Genomic DNA, 23,361 nt, shown 5'->3' with positions numbered 1-23,361 from the left:
CCTATGACTGAAACCTTATCCGCGAATGCGGTGGTGGGGACAAGCATGCGGAAGACGATTTCGCGAAGATTTCAGTGGAGCGCGCGCATTCTTTGCGCCGTTGCGCTGTTGCTCGTCGGCTTCGCCCATCAACCGATCGTCGCAACCGCCGACGAGATATCCCCGATCGAAGTCGCCCAATACAGGCTGCCGGACGGATCGCTGCCCATCCTCTGCATCACCTATAAGGATGCCGACGGCAAGATGCATGGGAAAGCCTACGCACCCGGATGCGAAGCATGCCGGATTGCGTCCGCCGCGATGCTGCCTGCGCCTCCGACTGAAATTTGCCAGCACTTTGCCTCCCCGCGCGGAGAGACCGTCGTCGCAAGATCGGAGGCGTTCCACCGCCAGCTTTATCCGCCGAATACAGGCCCGAGAGCACCGCCCCTCCCGGACATCGTTGGCTGAACCGGCGTTGCGGCTTTCGTCGCGATGCCCGCCGTCAATGCTGCCGCTTGCGCGACCATCACGTCGCGACATCTGAGGATTGGTGTTCACAGCTGCATCTTGCCGAACGAAGCAGGCCGATTGGTCGGCTGCTCAGGGAAAGCAAGCTCACGCCAAACGGCGACCATCTCGCCGCACCCTTCCTCAGATCGTCCCTTGCGGCAGCCTACCGATCTTCGGAGGATTTAATGTCTGCCTTTACCGCTGCAGAGCCTGCGGCCGCAGCGACCCACAATGTCTCGCTCTATCGCGCGATCTGGCGCTGGCATTTTTTCGCCGGCCTGCTCGTCATCCCTTTCATGCTCAATCTGGCGACCACCGGTTCGTTGTATCTATTCAAGGACCAGATTGCCGATACCTTCTACTCGCATCGCTATCTCGTCACCGGGGCCGGCACCATGCTGCGACCGCAGCAGATCGCCGACGCGGCGCTCTCGGCCTTTCCGGGCGCCCGCGCAACCTCCTATCACGAAGCGTCGGCGCCGAACCGCTCGGCTTGGATAACGCTGTCCAAGGATGGGCAATCGACCATCGTGTACGTCAATCCTTATGACGGCAGCATCCTGGGGTCGGTGGGTTCGAAGCAGGAATTCGGCTGGGTCGTCAAGCGCATTCACAGCCTCGAATATTTCGGCAAGTGGACCAATCGCCTCATCGAGATCGTCGCGGGCTTTGCCCTCGTGCTCGTCGTGACGGGCATTTATCTGTGGTGGCCCCGCCAGCAGACGGGCGGCGTGCTCACCGTTCGCGGCACCCCATCACGCCGCGTCTTCTGGCGCGACCTGCATGCCGTGACGGGAGCGCTTGCCGGCATCCTGATCTTCTTTCTCGCCTTCAGCGGCATGCCGTGGTCCGGCTACTGGGGCGCCAACGTCAATGCCTGGCTGACCGCTCACAATTTCGGAACACCGGCGGCAGTCTGGGACGACGTTCCGAAATCGACAAAGGTCACGCAGGATATCGTCAGCCGGCCCGGCTGGGTCGTCGAAAACGCGCCCGTTCCGCTCTCGGATATCGCGGCGCAATCGGCCAAGCCGATCGGTCTCGATAAGGCCGTCGACGTCATGCATGGGCTGGGCATGGTCGCCGGCTCGGATCTTGCCATCCCATCAGATGGGACCGGCGTCTATACGGCAAGCCATTATTTCGGCGACCTCGGCAAGGAACGCACCGTCCATATCGACCAATATTCCGGCAAGCCGCTCGTCGATATTTCCTACGATCAGTATCCGGCGCTCGGCAAGGCGATCGAATGGGGCATCAATGTCCATCAGGGACAGGAATGGGGCCTCTTCAACCAACTTCTGATGCTGGCCGCGTGTCTCGCCATCATCCTTTGCTGCGTGACGGCGGCGGCCATGTGGTGGAAGCGCCGGCCATCGGGCCGTCTCGGTGTACCGCCGATGCCGCCGCAGAAGTCCGTCTATGTCGGCCTCTGGCTCATTGCCATCGTCTTCGGCATGGCTTTCCCGCTGACGGGCGCCGCCATCGTCGCGATGCTGCTCCTCGACCAGCTCCTGGTTCGCTTCGTGCCGCCTCTCCGGCGCTTCCTCTCGTGACGAGGTGAGGCAGAGCCAGGGGCTTCGCCCGCCTGCTCTTCTTCCGGATCAAGGATATCGATCATGCAGAAACACATCTTTGCCTTTGCAGCCAACGAATATCGGTGATCGACCGATCGCCATCACACGATCCGCGGGCTTTCCGCGGATCACCAACATAGTGAGGAAATCAAATGCCCCCTATCAAGAAACTGCTTCTCGTTGCAGCTGCAATCAGCATCGCCCTTGCCGGCCAGGCTATGGCGCATGCCCATCTGAAATCTGCCATTCCGGCCGCCGACGGCGCGGTCAAGAGCGCCCCGTCGGAGCTCGACTTAACCTTCTCCGAAAGTCTCAATGTGAAATTCAGCGGCGTTAAGATAACCGGGCCCGACAAGGCAACCGCCAAGACCGGTGAGGCCATGCTGATGAATAGCGGCACGACGCTCATGGTGCCGGTAGCCGACAAGCTTGCGCCGGGGAAGTACACGGTCGAATGGCACGTGCTCTCCACGGATGGCCACAAGACCAACGGGAGCTACAGTTTCACCATAGCGCCTTGAACGGCCCGGAAGCGGCCGGCAACCATTGGTGCGCAAGCTAAACTACTTGCGATAAGCGGACGGATTGATGCCGTGGCGCTGCAGGCGTGCATAGAGACTGCGGCGCGGCAGTCTGAGCGCCTGCGCGACTTCGGCAATATCCCCTTCGAAACGTTCCAGCGTGGCCCGGAGAATGTTTGCCTCGAAATGATCCATCTGCTCGGAGAGGCCAAGCTCCAGCGCAGGCTGACTGCGAACGGAGGAGAGGCCTAGCGCCGCTTGTGTCGCATAGTTACGCAGTTCCCGGACATTGCCCGGCCAATCGTGCGTCAGAAACCGTGCCTCCATCGCGGCATCGATGGGCGGACGCGGCACGCCGTGCAGGCGGGCGGCCTCGTCGAGGAAGGCGCTGAACAACAGGCCGATATCGGCGCGGCGCTCCCGCAGCGACGGAATGCGGATTCTCACGGTTTCCAGCCGATAGAGCAGATCGGCGCGAAAAAGGCCATCGGCGACTGCAGCATGCAAATCGCTTTTGGTGGCAGCGACAATCCGGAGATCGACAGGGGTCGGCTCGCCGCTTGCCGAAGGCAGCTCGCGTTCCTCGGCGACACGCAGAAGCCGTCCCTGCAGCATGGGCGACATGCTATCGATCTCATCGAGAAACAGCGTGCCGCGATCTGCCTCGGCAATGCGTCCGCGCCGAACGCGGTTTCCGAACAGAGCCTCGTCGGCGATCGCGTCCGGCAAGGCGGCACAATCGACCGCGACGAAACTGCGGGTACGCCGCCTGCTCCAGCGGTGAATGAGCCGAGCCACAAGCTCCTTGCCGGTCCCGGTTTCGCCTTCGATCAGAACATCCACATCGGCGTTTGCGACCTGGCGGATCGTTTCGCGCAACCGTGCCATAACCGTCGTCTGGCCGAGAAGCGGCGATGCATCCTCCGCCTCGGCAGCCGCCTGCCGCAAACGCCGGTTTTCCAGCACTAGGCGGCGCGTTTCCAGCGCCCGGCGCACCGATGCGATCAGATGATCGGTGGCAAAGGGCTTGGCAATGAAATCATAAGCGCCCTGTTTCAGCGCCCCGACAGCCATGGCGATATCGCCGTGGCCAGTCATCAGGATAACGGGCAAGTCCGGATCGCGCGCCAGCACGGCTTCCAGCAGATCGTGCCCATCGATGCGCGGCAGACGGATATCGCTGACGATCACGCCGGGCAATGCGGTTGCAAGGCTTGCCAGCGCCGATTGCCCGTCACCATGCGTCTCCACGTCGAAGCCCGCTATAGCAAAGGAATCCGTGAGTGCGGCATTGAAGGGGCCGTCATCCTCGACCAGAAGAACTTTCTGCGGCGCTTCCAGGGTCATGCTCGCCTCACCGTCATTACGAAAGCCGCGCCACCGAGCCGCGAAGGGCCGATGGTCAATGATCCGCCGAGATCATTCATAATATCCTGGGCAATCCCGAGTCCGAGACCAAGTCCATCGGGCTTGCCGGTAACGAACGGACGGAATATTTCCTTGGCCAGTGCCGGATCGATACCGGGACCATTATCGGCGACCGTCAGTTTCACCGTATCCTTTTCGGCAGCGTCCACGAGCAGAGCAACATGCGGATCCTCGATACCGGCAACGGCATCGATAGCGTTCTGCAGCAGATTGACGATGACCTGCTCCAGCCGCACCCGTTCGGCAAGCACATGCGGCTGGCCCTGCGCCGGCAGATCCAGCCGCACGCCGGCTTTGCGAAACCGATTCCCCACCAGCAGCAAGGCGCCCGCGATGATGGCATCGAGCGGTTCCGCTCCGGCTGCGCGCCGTCCCCGGCGTGAAAAACGCCGCATCTCCTGCGTGATCGTCCCGATGCGCGCTGTCACTTCGACCGCGGCATCCAGATTGGCGCCGACGCGATCGAGGCGATTGGCCGCGAGATGATGGCGCGCATTCTCGGCAAGGGTGCGGATGGTCGCGACAGGCTGGTTGATCTCATGCATCAACCCCGCCGTGATCGAACCGACGGAAGCAAGCCGGTTCGCCTGGGCAAGTTCCTCACGGGCATCGCGATATCGATCCTCGGCGCGCGCACGTTCAGTCATCTCGTCGTGCAGCTCGGCCGTGCGTGCGGCGACGGCCTCCTCAAGTGCTCGTCGATCGTCTGCTGCTCTGGCCGCTCGGGTCATCCGCCACCAGATCGCAGCGACGATGGCGGCCAAACCCACGATGACGGGCAAAGCCAGCAGCCAGGCCTGCGCCTGCGCCTCCTGCAGCGCCGCGCGGGTGTCGAGAAGATGCAGGAGACGCAGATGCGTCCCGGCCACCGGCTGCTCCGCAGCAATCATGATCCGACCGCGCGGATCGCGTATGCGACCGGCATCCTCGACGCGATAATTCCCCTGCCCAAGGGCGGCGTCGCGATATTGGCCGCTTGCGGCGATGCCGGCCCGGACTTCAGGCGACAGAGGTGCAAGCGTCGTCAGCACTTGTGACGGGTCAGATGCGGCAAGGATGATCTGATGTTCGTCGACGACAAACGTTTTTCCGCGATCGTTCGCCCAGATCCGCGACACCGCGTCGAACTCGAATTTGACCACGACGACTCCCGCCGGAGCAGCGGCATCGCCGACCCTGCGAGCCAGAAACAGGCCCGGCCGGCCGCTGATGGCTCCAGCACCGTAATATTCCGCCTTGCCGTCTTTCAGCGCCTCGGAAAAATAGGGACGAAAGCTGAAGTTCTTGCCGACGAAACTGTCTTCTGTTCCCGCATTCGACGCGGAAATGACAAGTCCCTTCTGATCGACGAGATAGATGATATAGGCGCCGGTTTCCCGCGCCAGAAAGCCAAGCTTTTCGTCAAGTCGGCGGGCGGCATCCGTTGTGGGGCTCGTGAGCGCCTCACCAAGATCGCGATATTCGCCGAGCACGATTGGAAGAAGCCGGAAGCGCGCCAGCTCACTGTCGAGCAGGCGGATATGCTGGACCGCAAGCCCGCTCGCCTCCGCATCCAGCCGCCTGAGAGCGTCCTGACGCGCAAGCGAAAGCGCCGCATACCAAATGCCCGCGGCAGCGGCTAAACCGGCCACCACCAGCAGCACAATTCGCTTCAGACCTGTTCCGTTCATTTGTGCAGAATATTGCACAAACCCCGAAATAGCCATGCAGAATCTTGCGCGTGGTTTTCCAAGAGCGACGATATCATCCTGAGAAAAATGAAATATATCAATAGAATATCCTGAGTGGCCCTTAAATCTCGTGCACCGCGCTTTCCTCGCATATCAATAGCGCCACTGGGAGAGTGGGCCTTCAATACGCAGAACCGTCGGATGTCGGTCGGTCAATGGCATTGCGGATATCGCCTTGATAGTTGCCGCCAGCCAACCGAATGCGCAAGGCCTTCCCTGGCGAACCCGTCGTGTGCAACGCCATTGCTGCATAACGACGATCCGAAGCAAGAACGGGAGGAGAGGAACAATGCTGAATACACTGGATCCCATCACGACGACGGCAGCGACGGAGGCAGCCGCGCGGCGTCAACGTCTGAAATCGATCATCGGCGGCTCCACCGGCAATCTGGTCGAATGGTTCGACTGGTATGTCTATGCGGCCTTCGCGCTTTATTTCGCACCGCATTTCTTCCCGGCCGGCGACCAGACCGCACAGCTATTGAATTCGGCAGCGGTTTTTGCCGTGGGTTTCATCATGCGGCCGATCGGCGCCTGGATCATGGGGCTCTATGCCGACCGCAAGGGCCGCAAAGCCGGCCTCGCCCTGTCAGTGACGTTGATGTGCGCGGGGTCGCTGATTATCGCGCTGACGCCGGGATATGAAACCATCGGCGTTGTGGCGCCGGCGCTTCTGGTCCTCGCTCGCCTGATGCAGGGCCTCTCCGTCGGCGGTGAGTACGGCGCCTCGGCGACCTATCTTTCCGAAATGGCCGGCCGCCAGCGCCGCGGATTCTTCTCATCCTTTCAGTATGTCACGCTGATCTCGGGTCAGCTTCTTGCCATCGCGCTCCTGATCCTGTTGCAGGCCGTGATGACGACGGAAGCGTTGAACGCCTGGGGATGGCGCATTCCCTTCTTCATGGGAGCAGCGCTTGCAGTCGTGGTCTTTTGGCTGCGGCGCGGCCTTGCCGAAACCGAGAGCTTCAAGAATATGCGCGTGAGCAACACGCAGAAGTCCGGCTTCTGGATGCTCATCACCCGCCACCCCAAGGAAACCGCACTGGTCATGCTGCTGACGGCCGGCGGCACACTCGCCTTCTACGCCTATTCGATCTACATGCAGAAATTCCTGGTCAACACCTCCGGGTTCAGCCGGGAAACGTCGAGCGAGATCAACGCAATCACGTTGTTCATCTTCATGCTGCTGCAGCCGATCGCAGGCGGGCTTTCCGACAGGATCGGCCGCAAGCCGCTGATGATCGGCTTCGGCCTTTGTGGCGTCCTCTTTACCTATCCGATCTTCTCGGCGCTCGAAACCACGAAAGATCCTCTCATCGCCGGCCTGCTGGTCATGGGCGCATTGGTCATTGTCACCGGCTACACATCGATCAATGCGGTCGTGAAGGCGGAGCTGTTTCCTGCCCATATCCGAGCTCTCGGCGTCGCGTTGCCCTATGCCCTCGCCAATACGCTCTTCGGCGGCACAGCCGAATTTGTGGCGCTGAAATTCAAGAGCAGCGGCTGGGAACAGGGTTTCTACTGGTATGTGACGGCGATGATCGGCATTTCGCTCATCGTCTATCTCTTCATGCGGGATACGGCCCGAGACAGCGCCATCCAGGAAGATTGAGAGGATCGCCCAACCGTCGTCATGTCGGCCGGTGAGACCGGCCAATGCACGGGGAAACCAAAAACGGCAAAGCATCCATCCGCACTTCCTGAGCCGGATGGATGCAGTCGGGCCGGCCAATTATTGCGTCAGTGCACCAGTCCATGGCTTTTCTTGCGTTCGTTCAGCAGGTGAATGAAAGTAATCCCCTGCTCCAGCAGCAGTTCGGCTGCTTTCAGATCATTCGGGCCGAGATCGGACGAACAGCCGCGAAGATTGCAAGCCAGAAACAGGGAATTGGTGACGGCAAGCGTATCGCCGTCCTCCTCGGCCTCTTCGGCAGTGGCTTGCAGTACATCCGCAACGGCTGCCATAAGATCGGCCCGCTCCTGCAGGTTCATTTCACCAAGACTTTTCGAGATCTCATTCATGGCTTCTCCTTGGCGCGCACGATTGCCCACGGCATCGGTCGGTATCGGCGCGGCTCACAACGTGGAAATGATTGGAATGCGATTGGTAAGTAAAATATGGCGATGAGCACGCGAAGCAGCAAGGCATGGCTTCCATGTTGGAAACGCATGGCATTGCTGTTGGTTCACCATGCATGAGATGGGATGTCGGCGCTCTCAGGATCCAGCCTGAAGTCTCGTCTATACTCGACGATTTTAAAGTCGTGCTATCCAGTCGTGGTCCGGATGCAATCGTTTGAGGCAGAGGCGTAAGTCTGCTCTTCCTGAAACGACATGTCCGGGGCCGATCATCCGGCCCCGGATACAAGATACCTCCACTGCAAACCGCTCAACGCGGACGGCGGATCGCCCGCAGTTTGCCGCTACCGCCGCCACCGGCGTAGAAGCGGTCCTTGCCATCGGATTCCAGGCCGGAAACGCCGGTACCCTCGGGCATTTCCAGCCGCTCCAAAACCTCGCCGGTCACTGGATCAACACGGCGGACGTCGCTTTCGTCGCCCTCCCAGGTGCCGTGCCATAGCTCGCCATCCACCCATGTCACGCCCGTGACGATGCGGTTGGATTCGATGGTGCGCCGGATAGCGCCCGTTTCGGGATCGATTTCATAGATCTTGCGGCCGCGATGCTGGCCGACCCACAGGCTGCCCTCGCTCCAGGCAAGGCCTGAATCGCCGCCATGACCGGGCGCTGGAATGGTGGAGATTATCTTGCCGGTTTCCGGGTCGACCTTATGAATCTGGTCTTCGGCGATCTGGTAGAGGTAACGGCCGTCGAAGGCGGTGCCGGCGTGAGAGGCAACGTCGATCGTGCGCACTTGCTCACCGCTTTCGGGGTTGAGGGCATGCAGCTTCTCGCCGGAGGCGAACCACACGTGCTGGCCGTCGAAGGTGACGCCGTTTACACGCGGCGCATTGTCGAAGGGGCCGTATTCGCGAATGATTTCCGCTTGGGACTTTTTCATGCTTCCATCCTCCGGTCGGGATCGGTTGAGTGTCGATAATAATTAAGAAGCCTAGTCGCTCGGCAGCGGTCCCGGGAGTAACAATGTTGTCGGGAAGCCGACGACAGGCGGCATCATCCAGCGACAAGCCCGTCCGTTGCCGACGCTTTGCACCATGCCTGCCGCCGCAAGCGCATCGAGCGCACGCTGCACGGTACGCGGACTTGTCGACAGGGCAATTGACAGTGCCGAACTCGACCAAGCCTCGCCATCCGAAAGCAGGGCAAGCACAGAAGCATGCTCGACCTCGACCGGCGGCGCCAGCACGACGACATCACCTGGCATCCGCGGCGTCAGCACGAAACCGTCCGCCGTCGCGCTGATCTCTGTGAGCGGCTCCAAGGCGGCGCGAAGCCTGCCGACCTCCACACGCAGCCGCGCTCTGTGGGATTCGTCGGCATGGCGGGCACCGAATGCGCGGGAAAGCAAAAGCGCCCGCGGCGCATCGGCAGGAGCCGCTTCAGCAAGCACGCGCGCAAGGGCAAAAAGCACGGGCCGGCTCGCAAGCGATATGATGTCTCCGGCGCGGCGCACGACGTTGCGGCAGGCGTCCACGACCAAGGCATCGGACGCCAGAAGCGCCTCGACCTCGTCCAGCGACAATGGTCTTTCGCCTTCCTTGGCCACCAGGCGCGCGGCCGGCTCGTCGAGTGTGCGCGCCGCATCCTGTACCTCGACGATGAGCGCGGGGATTCCTGCCTTCTGTGCCGCTTCCGCCGCACGCGTCAGAGCGGCACGCGCCGGCTCAATACGCAGGCGGCGGATGGCAATGCCGGCAACCGCCAGCTCATGACTTGCCCTTACGGCCGGCGGCAGTGGCGATGGGTCGAGCCTCGCCAGCAAGCGCTCCGCCTCGTCCAGATGACCGATGAGCAGCAGGCGGCGTATCTGCAAATTGCGGGCATGAGCGGCGTTGATGCGATCGCCATGTTTTTCGAGAGCGGCCCGCGCCGTCTCCAGCGCCTTTTCCGGCCAGCCAAGGTCGCGTGAGACAAGGGCGATTTCCGCCTCGGCAACCACGCAACGGGCGCGGGCGATGGCCTCGCGCGGACCGAAGGCGCGCGCGGCACTCTTCAGCAGTACCTTGGCGCGGGCGAGATCGCCGAGCTGGGCCATGGCGATGCCGCGAAGTGCCAGCGCCGGAGCGTCGTCGCGCAATGCGACGCGCTTCAGCGCTCCCAGCACATCTCCGGCAGCGAGCGCCTGGGCAGCCGCGACGATCAGCGAGTCCATCGAAATCCCGTCACACTTGTAACTCCCACCCCTTCGCACTTCAGCCGTAAGGTATCGCACATCGGCAGGCAAGACGCAGCGCCGACAGGACAGATGTCGCTGACAAGAGGAGATCAATCATGACGATGCATGCGACTGGAACACGCAAAGATTGGCTTGCGGCACGACTTTCCCTGCTGGAGCAGGAAAAGGAGCTGACGCGGCGCAGCGACGAGATCGCCGCCCGCCGCCAGGAGTTGCCCTGGGTGAAGGTGGAAAAGGACTATCGGCTCGAGACCGACCAGGGTGTCGTTCCGCTCTCAGGCCTCTTCAAGGGGCGCTCGCAGCTTCTCGTCTATCATTTCATGTTCGGGCCGGACTATACGGCCGGTTGCCCATCCTGCTCATCGATCGCGGATGGTTTCAACGGCATTGCGGTGCATCTTGAAAATCACGACGTCGCCTTCTCGGCCATTTCCCGCGCACCGCTCGAAAAACTGCAGGAGTTCAAGCGGCGCATGGGCTGGACCTTCGACTGGGCCTCTTCGGCAAACAGCGATTTCAATCATGATTTCAATGTCTGGTTCACGCCGGAAGAACAGAGCGGCGGCAAAATCGAATATAATTATCGTCGCGAGCCGCCAATGCTCGATGCTCAGGCGGGCAAGACGATACAGCAATGGGAGCTGCGCGGCAGCGAAGGTCCGGTTGAACTGATGGCGTCAATGACGGGGACGGATATCGCGACCTACACGCGTGACCGGCCTGGCGTCAGCGCCTTCGTCATGCAGGATGGCGATATCTATCACACCTATTCGTCCTATGCCCGCGGCCTTGATGGTCTCTGGGGCATGTACCAGTGGCTCGACCGCGCGCCGCTGGGCCGCAACGAGACCGGCGTGTGGTGGAAGCATCACGATCGCTACGGGGCAAACTGATGTTGCGCCTATCCGAAAGCAATGAAGGGGCCGGCGTGCATCTCGCCGCCCCCAACCTGCCCGTCACCGCCAGCCGATGGCTGGCGCTGGCGGCAGCGCCGAGCTTCGCCCTCATGACCGTGCTGTCGGCCTACGGTGCGGGCGGCGATATGATCTGCTCGGCGCAAGGCGGTTCGATGCTCGGCGGGATGGTACCGATGTATCTGCTTATGAGCCTGTTTCATTGCGGCCCCTGGCTGAGGCTGCTTGCAAGACAGGAACATGGCGCTCGCGCGCCGGGCTAAGCCCCGGCGGCATTGACCAGTCTGAAAGAAAATCCACGACAGACGGCAAACGAGGGATCGATCGCCGTCTGTCGTAATTGATCGGCAGGTAAGTTCCTGCGGCTCTGTCAGAAACGTTGCGGCGAGAAGGGTGCCAGATCGATCGCCGGCCTCTGCCCCGTTAAAAGGTCGGCGACCAGGCGTGCGGTACCGGCCGATTGGGTCAGGCCGAGATGGCCGTGGCCGAAGGCATAGATCACATCCGGCGTAACCCTGGCCTGGCCGATAGCGGGGAGGCTGTCCGGCAGCGACGGCCGGAAGCCCATCCACCGCACCCCGCCCTCCGGTTTAAAGCCGGTCAAGAAAGTGCGGACCTTCTGAAGCATGGCCTCGGAGCGGCGAAAATTCGCAGGCAACTCCAGTCCGCCCAGCTCCACCGCACCACCGACGCGGATGCCGGTAGAAAGCTTGCTGACGACGAAGCCATGGCCGCCGAAGGTTATCTGCGTGCGCAGATCGAAGGCATCGGCCGGAAGCGTCGTGTTATAGCCGCGTTCGGTCTCAAGCGGGATGCGCTCGCCGAGCGTTTTGGCGATCCGATGCGAGAAGGCACCGGCAGCCAGGACGACCTTGCCGCTCTGGCGCAGTTTTCCATCCGCCGTCGCCACCTCGACACCCGCAGGGATCGCACGAAGCGCGGAGATATCAGCCGCCTCGATGACACCGCCGTGGCTGCGAAAATGCTCAGCCAGCGCCAGCGTATAAAGCTTTGGGTCGGCAATGGAATACCAGCCGGGCGTGAAGGTACCGAGTATAAAGCGCGACGCCAGCCCCGGCTGAATCGCCGCCATCTCGTCGGCTTTCAGGTGCTGAAATTCGATGCCGTGATTTCGGCGTGCGTCCCAACCGGGCAGCGAAGCACGGAATTCCGCCTCGCTTTCATAGACCTGCAGATTGCCCTCCTTGCGCAGCATCGAGAGCGTATCGGTGGCAGCCAGAAAAGGCTCCAGTTCCGCCTTCGACAAATCCATAAGGCTTGTCTGGGCCGCGATGGAATGGGCAACGCGCGACGGCTGGCAGGCGCGCCAAAACCGAAACATCCAGGGCGCGATCCGCAGCGCATAGGCGGGGGGCACGGAGAGCGGCCCAAGCGGATCGAGGAGCCACTTGGGCGCTTTCTTCAGGATACCTGGAGAGGCAAGCGGCAGGATATCGGTGAAAGCGAAAGCTCCGGCATTCCCCGCCGATGCACCTGCGGCCGGTCCCTCGCGATCGAGGACCACAACCTGCAAGCCGCGCTTCTGAGCCGCGATCGCAGTGGAAAGCCCAATCACGCCGGCCCCGATGACCATAACGTCCGGTCTGCTCATCTCTGTATTTCCGCAATCTGCGTCGCTCCGCGGGCAAACGCTATTCCAGGTGTCAGGCTGATCATGGGCATCCCTCCTCCCGGTACGGGATCAAGCGCGGATATCGATAGGTTAAGCAATTATCGTCAAGCGTTATGGCAAACCGAAATGCGCGACGAAACAGCGAACCCGCATGTCGATTTTTTGTATTCTTTTTGTATTTATAATTTCCATGTTTATGATGCAAGCAAGCATAATAAGGGAGAATCGAAATTGACCGATGTGACCACCCTGACATCCGCTGCACTGCAAAGCCGCGTCGAATTGATCCTTTCCAAAGCCGGCTTCAATGCACAACAGGGAGCTGCGATCGCACGGACGATCGTCGCGGGCGAACGGGACGCCTGCAAATCGCATGGCATCTATCGCATCGAAGGCGTGCTGCGCACGGTCAAGGCCGGCAAAGTTCGGCCGGATGCAGTGCCCGAACTGGAGCACCTAGCCGACTCGGCCATCGTTCGCGTGGATGCCAGGAGCGGCTTTTCCAATGCCGCCTTCGAGCTCGGCGTACCTGTACTTGCCGAACAGGCTCGCCATTTCGGCATTGCTGCACTTGCCATCAACGACTGCACGCATTTCGCAGCACTCTGGCCGGAGGTGGAAGCGCTGACGGAGCGTGGCCTTGCCGCCTTTGCCATGTGCCCCAGCTATGCCACCGTCGCGCCCGCAGGGGGCACGGCGCCGCTGCTGGGAACCAACCCATTCGCCTTCGGCTGGCCGCGCCTCGACAATCCGCCTTACGTCTTCGACTTCGCGACTTCGGTTGCGGCGCGCGGCGAGATCGAATTGCATCGGCGCGCCGGCAAGCCTTTGCCTGAGGGTTGGGCGATAGATACCGATGGTCAGCCGACGACCGATCCGGAAGCGGCGCTCGCGGGCGCTATGCTACCGTTTGGCGGTCACAAGGGTTCGGCGATCGGCACCATGATCGAACTTCTGGCTGGCATCATGATCGGTGATTTCACCAGCCGCGAGGCACTCGATTATCTCGGCTCGACCGCGTTTGCGCCACGCCACGGCGAACTCATCGTCGCCTTCTCGCCAGAGGCTTTTGCGGCGGGTCGACCAGGAAACCCGCTTGCCCGTGCCGAAGTGCTGTTCGAAGCAATTGTCGGCCAAGGCGCGCGCTTGCCCTCGCAACGTCGTTTCGACGCTCGCGCCCGTGCGGAAAAGAATGGTATCCCGCTGACATTAGAGGAGATGCGCCAACTCGATCGCCTGGAAGAGCTGGGCCTCGATGCCGTGGCCTGAGCGACGTTGAAATGCAAGTGAAGGCCAGAACAAGATAAAAGAGGCCCCGGAGCCTCTCGCATATCGAGCCTAAAGCGCGTCGCGATCTTTCAGATTCGCTTCCCGCGCTTTAGGTCCTTCATTTTGCGCATGTCGTTGTCGCAAAACCGCTGCACACTTTTGCGCGACATGCTCTAAGCTGATCGTAACAGCTTAGGCCTTATACTTTTCCACGGCGCCGGGAAGCCTGCTCCACTCGGCGTACCAGCTGTTGAACAGCTTGAACTGCGTCTCGACATAGCCGCGCTGGCTCTCGTTCAAGACATCGCTTTCATTGAAATGAAGCTCGTATTCCTTGTCGCCCTTCAGCACCATCATGTACTTGAAAAAGAGAACCAGATCCGGACCTTCATCGAAAGAAGACAGGACGGCAAGCGCCTGCTCCAGCTCGAGCGCGCGCTGACGCGCATCGACATCACCCTTAGCGGCAGCCTGCGCGAGATTGCAGAGATGGATGACTTCCTTGGGCAGAACGTTGCCGATGCCGGTGATAGCACCGGTCGCGCCGCAATTGACGAAGCCGTGGAAGACCGCGGTATCGACGCCGATCATGAGTGATACCTCATCGTCGCGGCTGGTGATGTTCTCGGCAGCATAGCGCATGTCGGCGGGGCCGCCGAATTCCTTAAAGCCCACGAGGTTCGGATGCTCGGCACGCAGCGCAAAGAACAGATCGGCACGCGTGGCAAACCCATAATAAGGGCTGTTATAGATAACGGCGGGAAGATCGGGCGCGGCTGACAAGATCGCCTTGAAGTGCGCCTTCTGCGCGGCAATCACAGAGCCGCGCGACAGCACGCGGGGGATCACCATCAGGCCCTTGGCGCCCACTTTCTGGGCATGCGCGGCATGGGCAACGGCCGAGGCCGTATTGACGGCGCCGGTGCCAACGACGACAGGTACGCCTGCCTGGGTCAGCCGTTCTACCCCTTCCATGCGCTGCGCATCGGTCAACAGCGGCCAATCGCCCATGGAGCCGCAATAGACGACAGCCGACATGCCCTCGGCAATGAGCCGCTTGCCCTTGCGCACGAGCGCATCGAAATCGGGGCTGCGATCGGCCTTGCACGGGGTCATCAAGGCAGGGATTACGCCGGAGAAAATGCTTGCGGTCATCTGTCTATCCTCTTGTGGCTTGGGCTCGAGTGGATCGGCAACCAGCCGCATTCGCCGCCACGCCTCACCGTCTGTGCAGCATTCATACAGCCTTGTATTTAATTTGTCGACAAGAAATATGCAGACTAAAGACTGACCTCGAGACGCTCTTCGCGCGTCAGCAGTTTCTGGATCTGACTGACGATCTGTTCGGCATGTTCGCGGGCGAGACGCTCCGCAAGCTCCGTATTCCGCGCCTCGATCGCGGCAATGATTTCATCGTGCTCCTCGACGAAGCGGCGCGGCAGCTGATCGTTGTAGGATTGGTAATAAAGGCGCAGGAGGCGCCGGCCCTCGTTCAGCAAACGCGAGAAGAGGCTGGTGAAATAGGGATTGCGCCCGGCCTCGGCGATCGCAAGATGCAGCGCGGCATTGGTCGAGATCATGGCAAGCGCATCCTGCGCTTCGACCGCATTGGCGAATTCAGCCTGGAGAGCCCTCACGGTTTCCAGATCCTCCGAACGGTGATATTTCGCCGCGAGCTGCGTCGTGACCCGATACATCAGCACCAGCGCATCGAAATAGCTGTGCATGTTGAGGAAGTCGATCTGCGACACCATGGTCGAGCGATTGGGCAGCGTATCGATCAGCCCCTCGCCCGCCAGCCGCACCAAGGCTTCACGGATCGGCGTGCGCGACATGCCGAAACGTTCGGAAAGCTGCACCTCGTCGATGGGGCTGCCCGGCGGCAGCTCCAGATCCAGAATCTCGTCACGCAAGATATCGTAGACCACCTTTACGCCGGAGCCGCGCTTGCGCTCGTTTCGGAGGCTTGTTTCATGATCCATGGCTGGCTGACCTCTTCTTTCAGCGAGAGAAGTAAAGGGGCCTGCCAGGTAAATCAACGGCGCTTCCGAGCCTTCGCTAAAATCGAGACTCGGCATCGCGCATATTCAGCGGCGCCGCAAGCTGCGGTCTTCACAGACCACCTCTTCCGGCGCCGGCGCATCACGATCTGTGTGTAAATGGGCAAATAGTGCGGCAAGCTTCGAATTATGATGAAGCCGCATCATATCCAGCCGGCCGGAGTGCCCACTTTGCGACAAGCACGCTGCCTGGCCCTTGCACCGCTGCGAAGAGCAGCCCCGCCAGGAAAACGAAATGATCTACGAAAAAGCCGAATTCGGCCTGGTTGCCGGCCCAGCGTGCCGGACCGTGGAACGAGAATCCGAGGAAGATGACATAAACGGCGGCAACAAGCGCCGCCGGGGTAAACAGGGCACCGGTCAAGAAGGCAATGACGAGCAGCACTTCAAGGATCGCCGCACACCAGGCCAGGAATAATGGGAACGGGAAACCGGCGGCGGCGATAAAGCCGGCGGTGGCGCCCATATCCATGAATTTGAACGAGGCGGCCATCACGAAGACGGCGGCGAAGATCAGGCGAGCGACGAGAATGGCGGCAATCTGCCAAACTGATTGAGCGTTTTCCACGATATTCCTCCAAGTTGAAGCGTTTGATGCTCCAAGGACGACGCACAGAAGGCGATTCCGACAAGCGGAAGAAAATTATTTTGATGGTGCAACCGCCGGCGAATAAAGAAACTGATCGAAGTCGTTTTCGCCAGCTTAGCGCCCCACATCCTTCTGCAAATCGGGATTGAACCTTTGGGAGGCGAGCCTGCCAAGATTGCCCCTCTTCGCCGCCTATGCGGCAAGAGTCACCCTCGGCTCAGACCCTGCGACATTTTCGCGGGACCGCTTGTTACGAATTCGAGATTGAGAGAGGATGCGCCGCGTACGCGCTACCTATCGCGGCGCCGCAAAAACTAGCCAGCCAACTATGAAAATCTCGTTAACCAAACTTGCTGCAGAACAACGCACCTCATATATGGACGTCGGCTTGGCGTGAGGGCGAACAAGCGGCAGCGGATTTCGTTGCCGTCTCGTCAAAATCACTTCACAATCAAACCGTAATGGAATTGCACGCAGAGGAACGATTTGATGGAAGAACCCTGGACGACCAATCGCGAGCCGATCGTGGCGACGGAGCTCGACATCAAGAAGGCGGCTGCGATCAACACGCTCCTGCTTCACCCCATCGGCATTCTGCCCGTCAAGGCCGGTGATCCAATTCGTCCCTTTGCGCTGGGTCTCTGGAATGAAATCCGTCCGCTTTTGAAGCCTGATGTGCCAGTCATGTCGCTTCGTCGCGCCACCAGCGCGTTTCTGCATTCCAAGCGATATTATCATGCCTGCGCTCTGTTGGATTCCATGCGTCACGATCTCGCCGGCAATCCCATCGAGCCGCTTTCGGCAGAGGACAGACTTGCCGCGCAGCAGCGACTGATCGCGCTGCGTCAAACACACGCCAAGGCGGCAACTCGGGCCGAAGAGCCGCCCCCGCCGCCGGTAGTGAACAAAGCGGAACTCATTCGAGCCTCCCTGCTGGGTAGACGATCCGACCGCGCCGCTCGCTGACGCACCTGAGGCGCGCCTCCTATACTTTCTCATTTTATTGCCGGGAGACCGCAGCGGAAGCGCCGTTCGTTCTTCCGTGAGGGTAGTGCGCCGTGTTCGCCGCACGACCGCCTTTCGAGATAACATTTGCCAAATCTCGCCTGCTCGACAGAATCGATGATTCCCCGGCTATTTGCGCCCCTTTGGGTTTGAAGAGCGGTCACATCGTGCCATGGGACAAGTTCGATGTGACGGATCCCGGCCATCTGAAGCTGAAATGCACCATCGCGGAGCGCGACGCGAAGCCTCGATGAGCATGCGCATGACCTCCCGATGATGTCTGTGCATGATCGCCTTCCACTTCGAATTGCCTGGCAAACGATACAACCGGACCCAAGACTACGAATATCGATTGGTTAAGAGCGAATAATGCGCTAACTTAGCGTTGCAGAATATTTGGATTGCCAAGATGTTTGACGCCAAGAAATTCATGTTGTCTGGATTATCATCTGCTGTTGGCAGATTTCATAAGAATAAAACTCTGCAAAAAGCTATTTTCAACGCCATTCGCCTGAACAGAGCGGAAATAGCCGATGTCATACTGGACGACAATGCCAGGTTCCTCAGCTATTGCCTGGCCAGGCGAAGCTGGTCGCACGCGCAGATTCTGCAGGATCTCTGGGTCTGTTTCGAGCTGGCAGAGAAAAGAAACGGATTTTTCGTGGAATTCGGCTCGACCAATGGCTTGAAGAATAGCAACAGCTGGCTCCTTGAAAAGAAGTTCGGCTGGAATGGGATCCTCGCCGAGCCGAACCCGATCTGGCATTCCGATCTGGCGGCCAACAGATCCGCCGCCATCGAGCATCGATGCGTATCATCGAGTTCCGGCGCGACAGTCAAGTTCATCGTTACGGATGAAACGGACCCGGAATTGAGCTCCATTGCAGATTTTTCTCAGGGAGATCATTTTTCCGGCGTTCGCAGTCAGGGGAGACAGATCGAGGTAGAGACCATATCGCTGGACGACCTGCTTGATACCTACAATGCGCCGACCGTCATCGACTACTTTTCGATAGATACGGAAGGCAGTGAGCTGGACATACTTTCTGCCTATAGTTTCAGCCGTGAATTTCAGCTCATTTCCGTGGAGAATAATCCCAAGACCGAAACGGCGATCCAGACGCTCCTTGAGGGCAAGGGATATAGGCGCGTATTTCCGCAGTTCTCCCAATGGGACGGCTGGTATGTTTCGCGGACGCTCAGAAGCGGAGAAACGCCAAAAATTATAGCGCCTGAATCCTGAGCGACGCACGGCCTCCCTTGCAAAACAAAGGCACAGACTATCAGCGCGGCTTTTCTTTCAGTCCGGCATCCCGGGGCGAGCTTTGTCGACACCTCCGCGCTCAGCTTTCGCAGAAAGCCTTGCATCCGAACGGGCTTGAAACAGATCGCTGGTGAAAAGGTCCGACCCGTTCCTCGAGTTCGACCTGCCGATATCCCGTCCGAGCACTTTTACATAGATGACGTAAAGTAACATGCGCGGAAAAATATACCCAGCCTCGAGCACGGCAGCCAGAATGAAAGACCATACTAAGATGTCGAGTGCAGAGCTACCAGAGCCGATATTGGAAAGTGCGTAGCCGACCATCACAATGAGGACGATGATCGTAAAAAGCAGAATTGGTACTCTTAGGGCACATAAAGCCCCCACTACGAAAGAGACAATGAGACCCCAAGCCATCAAACGTCTAGCTCCGAGTAGTTCATCTTCGATCAAAAATAATACCTATTCATAGTATCCGTGATCTGCGCCTCTGGGACAAGTCGAATATTTCCAGCTTATACGGTTATACGCCCAATTTTCAGAGAAAGACTGACGACGAGAGCAAAATTACTACTCTGAGATGATTATTGGCTGCGATCGATACGCGCATAATGCGAAATCCACTCTCAAAGCATCCTCTGCTTGCAGGCCTTTTGGATGATTTGCCCGAATCTACGGAACCGTCCTGTCATCACGGAGACAATGCCGGGCCTAACCCATTGTCCGTCGTTTGAGTCAGCGCCTGCGGCTTTTCATCTTCGACGCGAATGACATCGCCGGGCGCGACCGGGTCATTGTCGCTCGCAGCCATGCTATGTAAGCTGCCATCGACGATACGATCGATCGTGGTCTTGAGCGTGCGTCGCGGATCCTCGCTTGCCAGACTTGCCGCAGCCGCGGGGGCACGCGCTTGAATATTGTCGAGCAGAGCTTGGGTCGTTGCTGACTTCTCCCTGTTGGCGGCGAGGCGATCGCGCACATCTGCCGCCTCGGTCAATGCCTGCGTACGATAACGATTGCTGACATCGGCAATATCGCCATCCGCCTTCGCGATGTCCTGCCGTGCCTTGAGATTGGCAAGTGCCACGTCCAGGTTCTGGCTTTCGAGCTGGGCCAGGTTCTGATTGGCGTTAAGCTCGCGCGATGACACGGTCAACCCCTGGGCGATCAGCTTGTTGACCGTTCCGACATCCTTGTTGGCGAGTTCTATCTGCTTTGCAAGCGAAGCGGCTTTCGAGGTGAGAGCTTCGATCTGATTGCTGGCGAGAAGCTTTGCCTGGTTCAGCGCATCGGTCTCGGTGCGCAAGGAGCGCTGTCGCGTATCGAACAAATCCTGCTCTTCGTCCATCATGCGGGCGATAAGCGGATCGACTGCGCGCTGCATCAACTCCGGCGGAAAGCTGATCGAGGGCTTGTTGTCGATGACGGCGTCCAGACGCGCCTGCCGCGCCAGAAGGCTGAGCCTCTCGACATCCAAAGAGCGCAGATCACCCCGAGCGACCACGGCCTCTCGCTGCAGACCGACAAGCGTCGGGTCAGTGACACCGAATGTCCCTCCGGCCATGCTGAGGGCCTGAATGACCGTAAGGCCAGGACTGTAATCATAACGCCCGGGCTTGGCCACCAGACCGGTCAGGAAGAATGGCCGGTATTGCGCCACCTCCACCGATGCGTTGGGACGCTTTTGCATGCCGACCTGCGTCTTCAACCGCTCGCCGATGCTCTCGGCGACCTGCTCGGAAGTCATACCGGCTGCCGGTACGGTCCCGATGATAGGCAGCGACAGGTTACCCGATGCCGATATGACAAACTCGCCGGTCAACGGCTCCCATTCGACAGCGGAGCCGGCCATCGGACGCCATTCATATACGCGTATGCGCAATTTGTCCTGAGGCCCGAGGATATAGTCATCCGCATGAGCGCTCGACAAGCCCAGCACGAAAGCCATGCCAATCGTAGCCAGAATGGACAACCCATATCCGGTACGCCGATTATTTTTCTCGGCTATATTGCCATGGCCCCCTGCCCTTCGCACCGATCTATTCAGCTCCATGGCTTCCACTCCTACTCGACGGCGAAGGCGCCTTATTGAATGCCGCACTTCCCATCATACACCTAGCCATGAACGACTTTTGGCTGTTCACCGGTCGATCTGTTGACGAAGGACGCAAATCTTCTCATGAAGATTTCGGTTCTGAATTCCGCAGCGCGCGCAACGGCATCACCTGGACGGAGATCCATGCGCTCGAGATGCTCCACCGCTTCGATCAATGCATCGACCGTCTGGGACTCGAAAAAGATCCCTGTCTTTCCGGCAACGACCGTTTCTGTTGCCCCCCCGCGATTGAACGCAATAACCGGCCGACCGCTCGCCATTGCTTCGACGGGTACAATTCCAAAATCCTCTTCGCCCGGAAAGACCAATGCCTTGCAGCGCGCATATTGCTCCTGCAGAACGCGAAACGGCTGCGGCCCCATCATCGTCACCGTCGGCCCCGCCATTTTCTGCAATCGTTCCAGCATCTCGCCGCCGCCGATAACGACAAGCTTCATCTTCATTTGGTTGAACGCCTCGATGGCAAGGTCCGGTCGCTTGTAGCTGACGAGTTCGCCAACCATAAGATAATGATCGCCGACTTCCGACTGAGCCACAGGATGAAATGCAGACGTGTCGACCGGCGGATGGATGATTTCGGCATCTCGCCGGTAGTAGCTCTTGATACGCCGGGCAACTGTCAGCGAATTTGCAGCAAAATCATCGACGCGATTGGCGGTAGCCACGTCCCATGTTCTTAGATAATGGGCGAGCGGCGGCATCATCAGGCGCGTCATGAGGCCGGAGCTATCGTAATAGCTATTATACATGTTCCAGATATACCTCATCGGCGAATGGCAGTAACACACATGCAGAGCCGTTGAATTGGGTATTATTCCTTTGGCTGGCCCTGATTCACTGCTGATAACGAGATCATATTCATTCAGATTGACCTGCTCGAGCGCCATGGGCATCAACGGAAGATATTTCTTATACATCCGCTTCGCATAGGGAAGCCGATCTATGAATGTCGTATGGACGCGATGCTTTTTGATGGTTTCGGAGATAACAGATGGATCGTAGACATGCGTAAAGATATCGGCACCCGGATACATCCGGCAAAGGGCCTCCAGAACTTTTTCTCCTCCACGCATTCCAACCAACCAATAATGTATGATTGCGACACGCATGAAGCACCCCGTGAACAGAACAGTTATACTACATTCTATGTATAGTCTGGAGTTATACTGATTTATTCAGCCGCTCCGATATATTCAGGCTTAGCGCCTTGATGTCCGGTGCGCTTTTCTGCCGGAACGTGTGCCGGGAGGGATAAGCCGTATCGGATTTAAGCCATTTATATGGGCTGATGCTTTCACTGTGATGCTCGATGAAAGCCCGCATATCAGCTTCCAACTGGCTTGCTGAAGCCTGAGCACCAAGAGGAGCCCGCCTGCGCCTCATTTCTCCGATCCAGCTCTCAACCTGACGCAACCAGAAAACCGGCGTAGGTGTAAAATGCAGGTGATAGCGAGGGCGATGCATCAGCCATGACTGAACCAACGAGCTCTTATGCACCTCGCTATTATCCAAAATGATGTGAATATCGATCTCGGGCTGGGCGCTTGCATCAATCTGTTTCAGAAACTCCAGAAACTCGCCGGCACCATGCTGCTTGTGATATTTATCGACCACAAAACCGCAAACGATATCGAGGGCGCCGACCAGTGAAACGGTTCCCTGCCAAGGGGCGGAAGCGGCGTGAGCTTCCGTTCCGTAGTGGCTTGCCGAAGTGGCGGGACGCTCGTTCTCAAGCTCCTGAAGAAGGCCGCGCTCATTGACACCCAACACCAGTGCGCGATTGGGCGGAGACATGTAAAGCCCAAGAATATCAATGACTTTATCGATGAAAAGCGGATCAGTTGATAACTTGAATGTCTGCATACGATGGGGCTGCAGACCGAACGCCGCCCATATGCGGCGAATTGTCGTGTGCGAAAATCCCGTCGCCGCCGCCATCGAACGGATTGACCAATGGGTGGCGTCCTGGGTGGATTGAAGGGTGCGCTCAATAATGGCCGCAATCTGCTCGTCATCGATCGTGCGCGGCCGACCCGGCCGCTCCTGATCGAGAAGCCCGTCTGTACGATTTTTCAAGAAGCGCCGCCGCCACTTGCCGACTGTGTTTTCATGGATTCCAAGCTTCGCCGCCACGGCCTTGCTGGTCATGCCATCTGCGCAGTAAAGGATGATCTGGCATCGTTCGGCCATTGAGCGCGTTGCCGCCCGACGCCGATGCACTTGCAGCTCCAGATAATCCCGCTCTTCCTTACTCAAAACCAAGGGCTCTGTGGGCCGTCCGGTCGCATTTGCCATCGCTAAGCTCCCTGCCAACAAGTACTCACTAAATAACTCGAACTTATGTTCCGACCACTAACCACACAACAAAATATACATAGAGACGATAACCGCTATATATATCAACATATACAAAAATAAGTTGTGTAATAACTCGAATTTATCGGA

The 23,361-nt window shown here is 59.1% G+C and carries 22 protein-coding genes; 9 read left to right on the top strand and 13 right to left on the bottom strand.

Features of this window, described 5'->3' with window-relative positions:
* The first annotated feature begins 45 nt into the window (after positions 1–45).
* The 3 genes from AC13QE_RS02345 to copC all read left to right on the top strand — a co-directional run bounded on the left by AC13QE_RS02345 (position 46) and on the right by copC (position 2,590).
* The gene (locus AC13QE_RS02345) at positions 46–450 is read left to right on the top strand and encodes a hypothetical protein (RefSeq protein WP_488482411.1); all 405 of its coding nucleotides are present in this window, start codon (positions 46–48) and stop codon (positions 448–450) included.
* Between the two features lie 227 nt (positions 451–677).
* On the top strand, positions 678–2,048 hold the full coding sequence (locus tag AC13QE_RS02340; RefSeq protein WP_488482410.1) for a PepSY-associated TM helix domain-containing protein: 1,371 nt from the start codon (positions 678–680) through the stop codon (positions 2,046–2,048).
* 173 nt (positions 2,049–2,221) lie between these two features.
* The gene (gene copC / locus AC13QE_RS02335; protein ID WP_488482409.1) at positions 2,222–2,590 is read left to right on the top strand and encodes a copper homeostasis periplasmic binding protein CopC; all 369 of its coding nucleotides are present in this window, start codon (positions 2,222–2,224) and stop codon (positions 2,588–2,590) included.
* Between the two features lie 42 nt (positions 2,591–2,632).
* Here copC and AC13QE_RS02330 read toward each other — a convergent pair whose 3' ends face one another.
* Together AC13QE_RS02330 and AC13QE_RS02325 are read right to left on the bottom strand one after the other, a co-directional pair.
* The gene (locus AC13QE_RS02330) at positions 2,633–3,937 is read right to left on the bottom strand and encodes a sigma-54-dependent transcriptional regulator (RefSeq protein ID WP_488482408.1); all 1,305 of its coding nucleotides are present in this window, start codon (positions 3,935–3,937) and stop codon (positions 2,633–2,635) included.
* Entirely contained in the window at positions 3,934–5,688 is a 1,755-nt protein-coding gene (locus tag AC13QE_RS02325; RefSeq protein ID WP_488482407.1) for a sensor histidine kinase, read from the bottom strand. Before AC13QE_RS02325 ends, AC13QE_RS02330 begins: the two co-directional genes overlap by 4 nt.
* A 349-nt stretch (positions 5,689–6,037) precedes the next feature.
* On the opposite strand from AC13QE_RS02325, the gene AC13QE_RS02320 reads away from it, so the two are divergent.
* A complete protein-coding gene (locus tag AC13QE_RS02320; RefSeq protein WP_488482406.1) occupies positions 6,038–7,360 on the top strand; it encodes an MFS transporter in 1,323 nt (440 codons plus the stop codon).
* A gap of 128 nt (positions 7,361–7,488) precedes the next feature.
* Here AC13QE_RS02320 and AC13QE_RS02315 read toward each other — a convergent pair whose 3' ends face one another.
* The 3 genes from AC13QE_RS02315 to AC13QE_RS02305 form a co-directional block, all read right to left on the bottom strand.
* Positions 7,489–7,770, bottom strand: coding sequence for a hypothetical protein (locus tag AC13QE_RS02315; protein ID WP_488482405.1), 282 nt, complete (start codon positions 7,768–7,770; stop codon positions 7,489–7,491).
* Positions 7,771–8,137: 367 nt separating this feature from the next.
* Positions 8,138–8,770, bottom strand: a complete 633-nt coding sequence (locus AC13QE_RS02310) for a Vgb family protein (protein ID WP_488482404.1) — start codon at positions 8,768–8,770, stop codon at positions 8,138–8,140.
* A gap of 51 nt (positions 8,771–8,821) precedes the next feature.
* A complete protein-coding gene (locus tag AC13QE_RS02305; protein ID WP_488482403.1) occupies positions 8,822–10,042 on the bottom strand; it encodes a helix-turn-helix domain-containing protein in 1,221 nt (406 codons plus the stop codon).
* Between the two features lie 119 nt (positions 10,043–10,161).
* On the opposite strand from AC13QE_RS02305, the gene AC13QE_RS02300 reads away from it, so the two are divergent.
* Together AC13QE_RS02300 and AC13QE_RS02295 are read left to right on the top strand one after the other, a co-directional pair.
* Positions 10,162–10,959, top strand: a complete 798-nt coding sequence (locus AC13QE_RS02300; RefSeq protein ID WP_488482402.1) for a DUF899 domain-containing protein — start codon at positions 10,162–10,164, stop codon at positions 10,957–10,959.
* On the top strand, positions 10,959–11,243 hold the full coding sequence (locus AC13QE_RS02295) for a hypothetical protein (RefSeq protein WP_488482401.1): 285 nt from the start codon (positions 10,959–10,961) through the stop codon (positions 11,241–11,243). The genes AC13QE_RS02300 and AC13QE_RS02295 overlap by 1 nt, the downstream gene beginning before the upstream one ends.
* A gap of 107 nt (positions 11,244–11,350) precedes the next feature.
* On the opposite strand, the gene AC13QE_RS02290 is transcribed toward AC13QE_RS02295, so the two are convergent.
* On the bottom strand, positions 11,351–12,592 hold the full coding sequence (locus tag AC13QE_RS02290) for an NAD(P)/FAD-dependent oxidoreductase (protein WP_488482400.1): 1,242 nt from the start codon (positions 12,590–12,592) through the stop codon (positions 11,351–11,353).
* Positions 12,593–12,844: 252 nt separating this feature from the next.
* Between AC13QE_RS02290 and AC13QE_RS02285 the strand changes: the two genes are divergently transcribed.
* Positions 12,845–13,882, top strand: coding sequence for an Ldh family oxidoreductase (locus AC13QE_RS02285; protein WP_488482399.1), 1,038 nt, complete (start codon positions 12,845–12,847; stop codon positions 13,880–13,882).
* Between the two features lie 192 nt (positions 13,883–14,074).
* Here the strand turns inward: AC13QE_RS02285 and AC13QE_RS02280 are convergent, their stop codons facing one another.
* The 3 genes from AC13QE_RS02280 to AC13QE_RS02270 all read right to left on the bottom strand — a co-directional run bounded on the left by AC13QE_RS02280 (position 14,075) and on the right by AC13QE_RS02270 (position 16,510).
* Positions 14,075–15,037 carry a dihydrodipicolinate synthase family protein gene (locus AC13QE_RS02280; RefSeq protein WP_488482398.1) on the bottom strand — a complete coding sequence of 321 codons (963 nt, stop codon included), beginning with the start codon at positions 15,035–15,037 and terminating at the stop codon, positions 14,075–14,077.
* Positions 15,038–15,162: 125 nt separating this feature from the next.
* Positions 15,163–15,864: a GntR family transcriptional regulator gene (locus AC13QE_RS02275; RefSeq protein ID WP_488482397.1), complete on the bottom strand. Its 702-nt coding sequence runs from the start codon at positions 15,862–15,864 to the stop codon at positions 15,163–15,165.
* Positions 15,865–16,069: 205 nt separating this feature from the next.
* Entirely contained in the window at positions 16,070–16,510 is a 441-nt protein-coding gene (locus AC13QE_RS02270; RefSeq protein WP_488482396.1) for a DoxX family protein, read from the bottom strand.
* Positions 16,511–17,020: 510 nt separating this feature from the next.
* Here AC13QE_RS02270 and AC13QE_RS02265 point away from each other — a divergent pair.
* Both AC13QE_RS02265 and AC13QE_RS02260 read left to right on the top strand, forming a co-directional pair.
* On the top strand, positions 17,021–17,497 hold the full coding sequence (locus tag AC13QE_RS02265) for a ProQ/FINO family protein (RefSeq protein ID WP_488482395.1): 477 nt from the start codon (positions 17,021–17,023) through the stop codon (positions 17,495–17,497).
* A gap of 448 nt (positions 17,498–17,945) precedes the next feature.
* Positions 17,946–18,779, top strand: coding sequence for an FkbM family methyltransferase (locus AC13QE_RS02260; protein WP_132717769.1), 834 nt, complete (start codon positions 17,946–17,948; stop codon positions 18,777–18,779).
* A 57-nt stretch (positions 18,780–18,836) separates the two neighbouring features.
* On the opposite strand, the gene AC13QE_RS02255 is transcribed toward AC13QE_RS02260, so the two are convergent.
* The 4 genes from AC13QE_RS02255 to AC13QE_RS02240 form a co-directional block, all read right to left on the bottom strand.
* Positions 18,837–19,217, bottom strand: coding sequence for a hypothetical protein (locus tag AC13QE_RS02255; protein ID WP_488482394.1), 381 nt, complete (start codon positions 19,215–19,217; stop codon positions 18,837–18,839).
* 274 nt (positions 19,218–19,491) lie between these two features.
* Positions 19,492–20,772, bottom strand: coding sequence for a polysaccharide biosynthesis/export family protein (locus AC13QE_RS02250; RefSeq protein ID WP_132717767.1), 1,281 nt, complete (start codon positions 20,770–20,772; stop codon positions 19,492–19,494).
* A gap of 143 nt (positions 20,773–20,915) precedes the next feature.
* Entirely contained in the window at positions 20,916–22,025 is a 1,110-nt protein-coding gene (locus AC13QE_RS02245; protein WP_488482393.1) for a glycosyltransferase, read from the bottom strand.
* A 52-nt stretch (positions 22,026–22,077) separates the two neighbouring features.
* The gene (locus AC13QE_RS02240) at positions 22,078–23,211 is read right to left on the bottom strand and encodes an IS630 family transposase (RefSeq protein WP_488482392.1); all 1,134 of its coding nucleotides are present in this window, start codon (positions 23,209–23,211) and stop codon (positions 22,078–22,080) included.
* Between the last annotated feature and the right edge of the window lie 150 nt (positions 23,212–23,361).

The sequence above is a fragment of the Martinezella sp. CNPSo 3957 genome (genome assembly GCF_057784395.1).
This window is presented reverse-complemented; position numbering and strand designations above follow the sequence as displayed.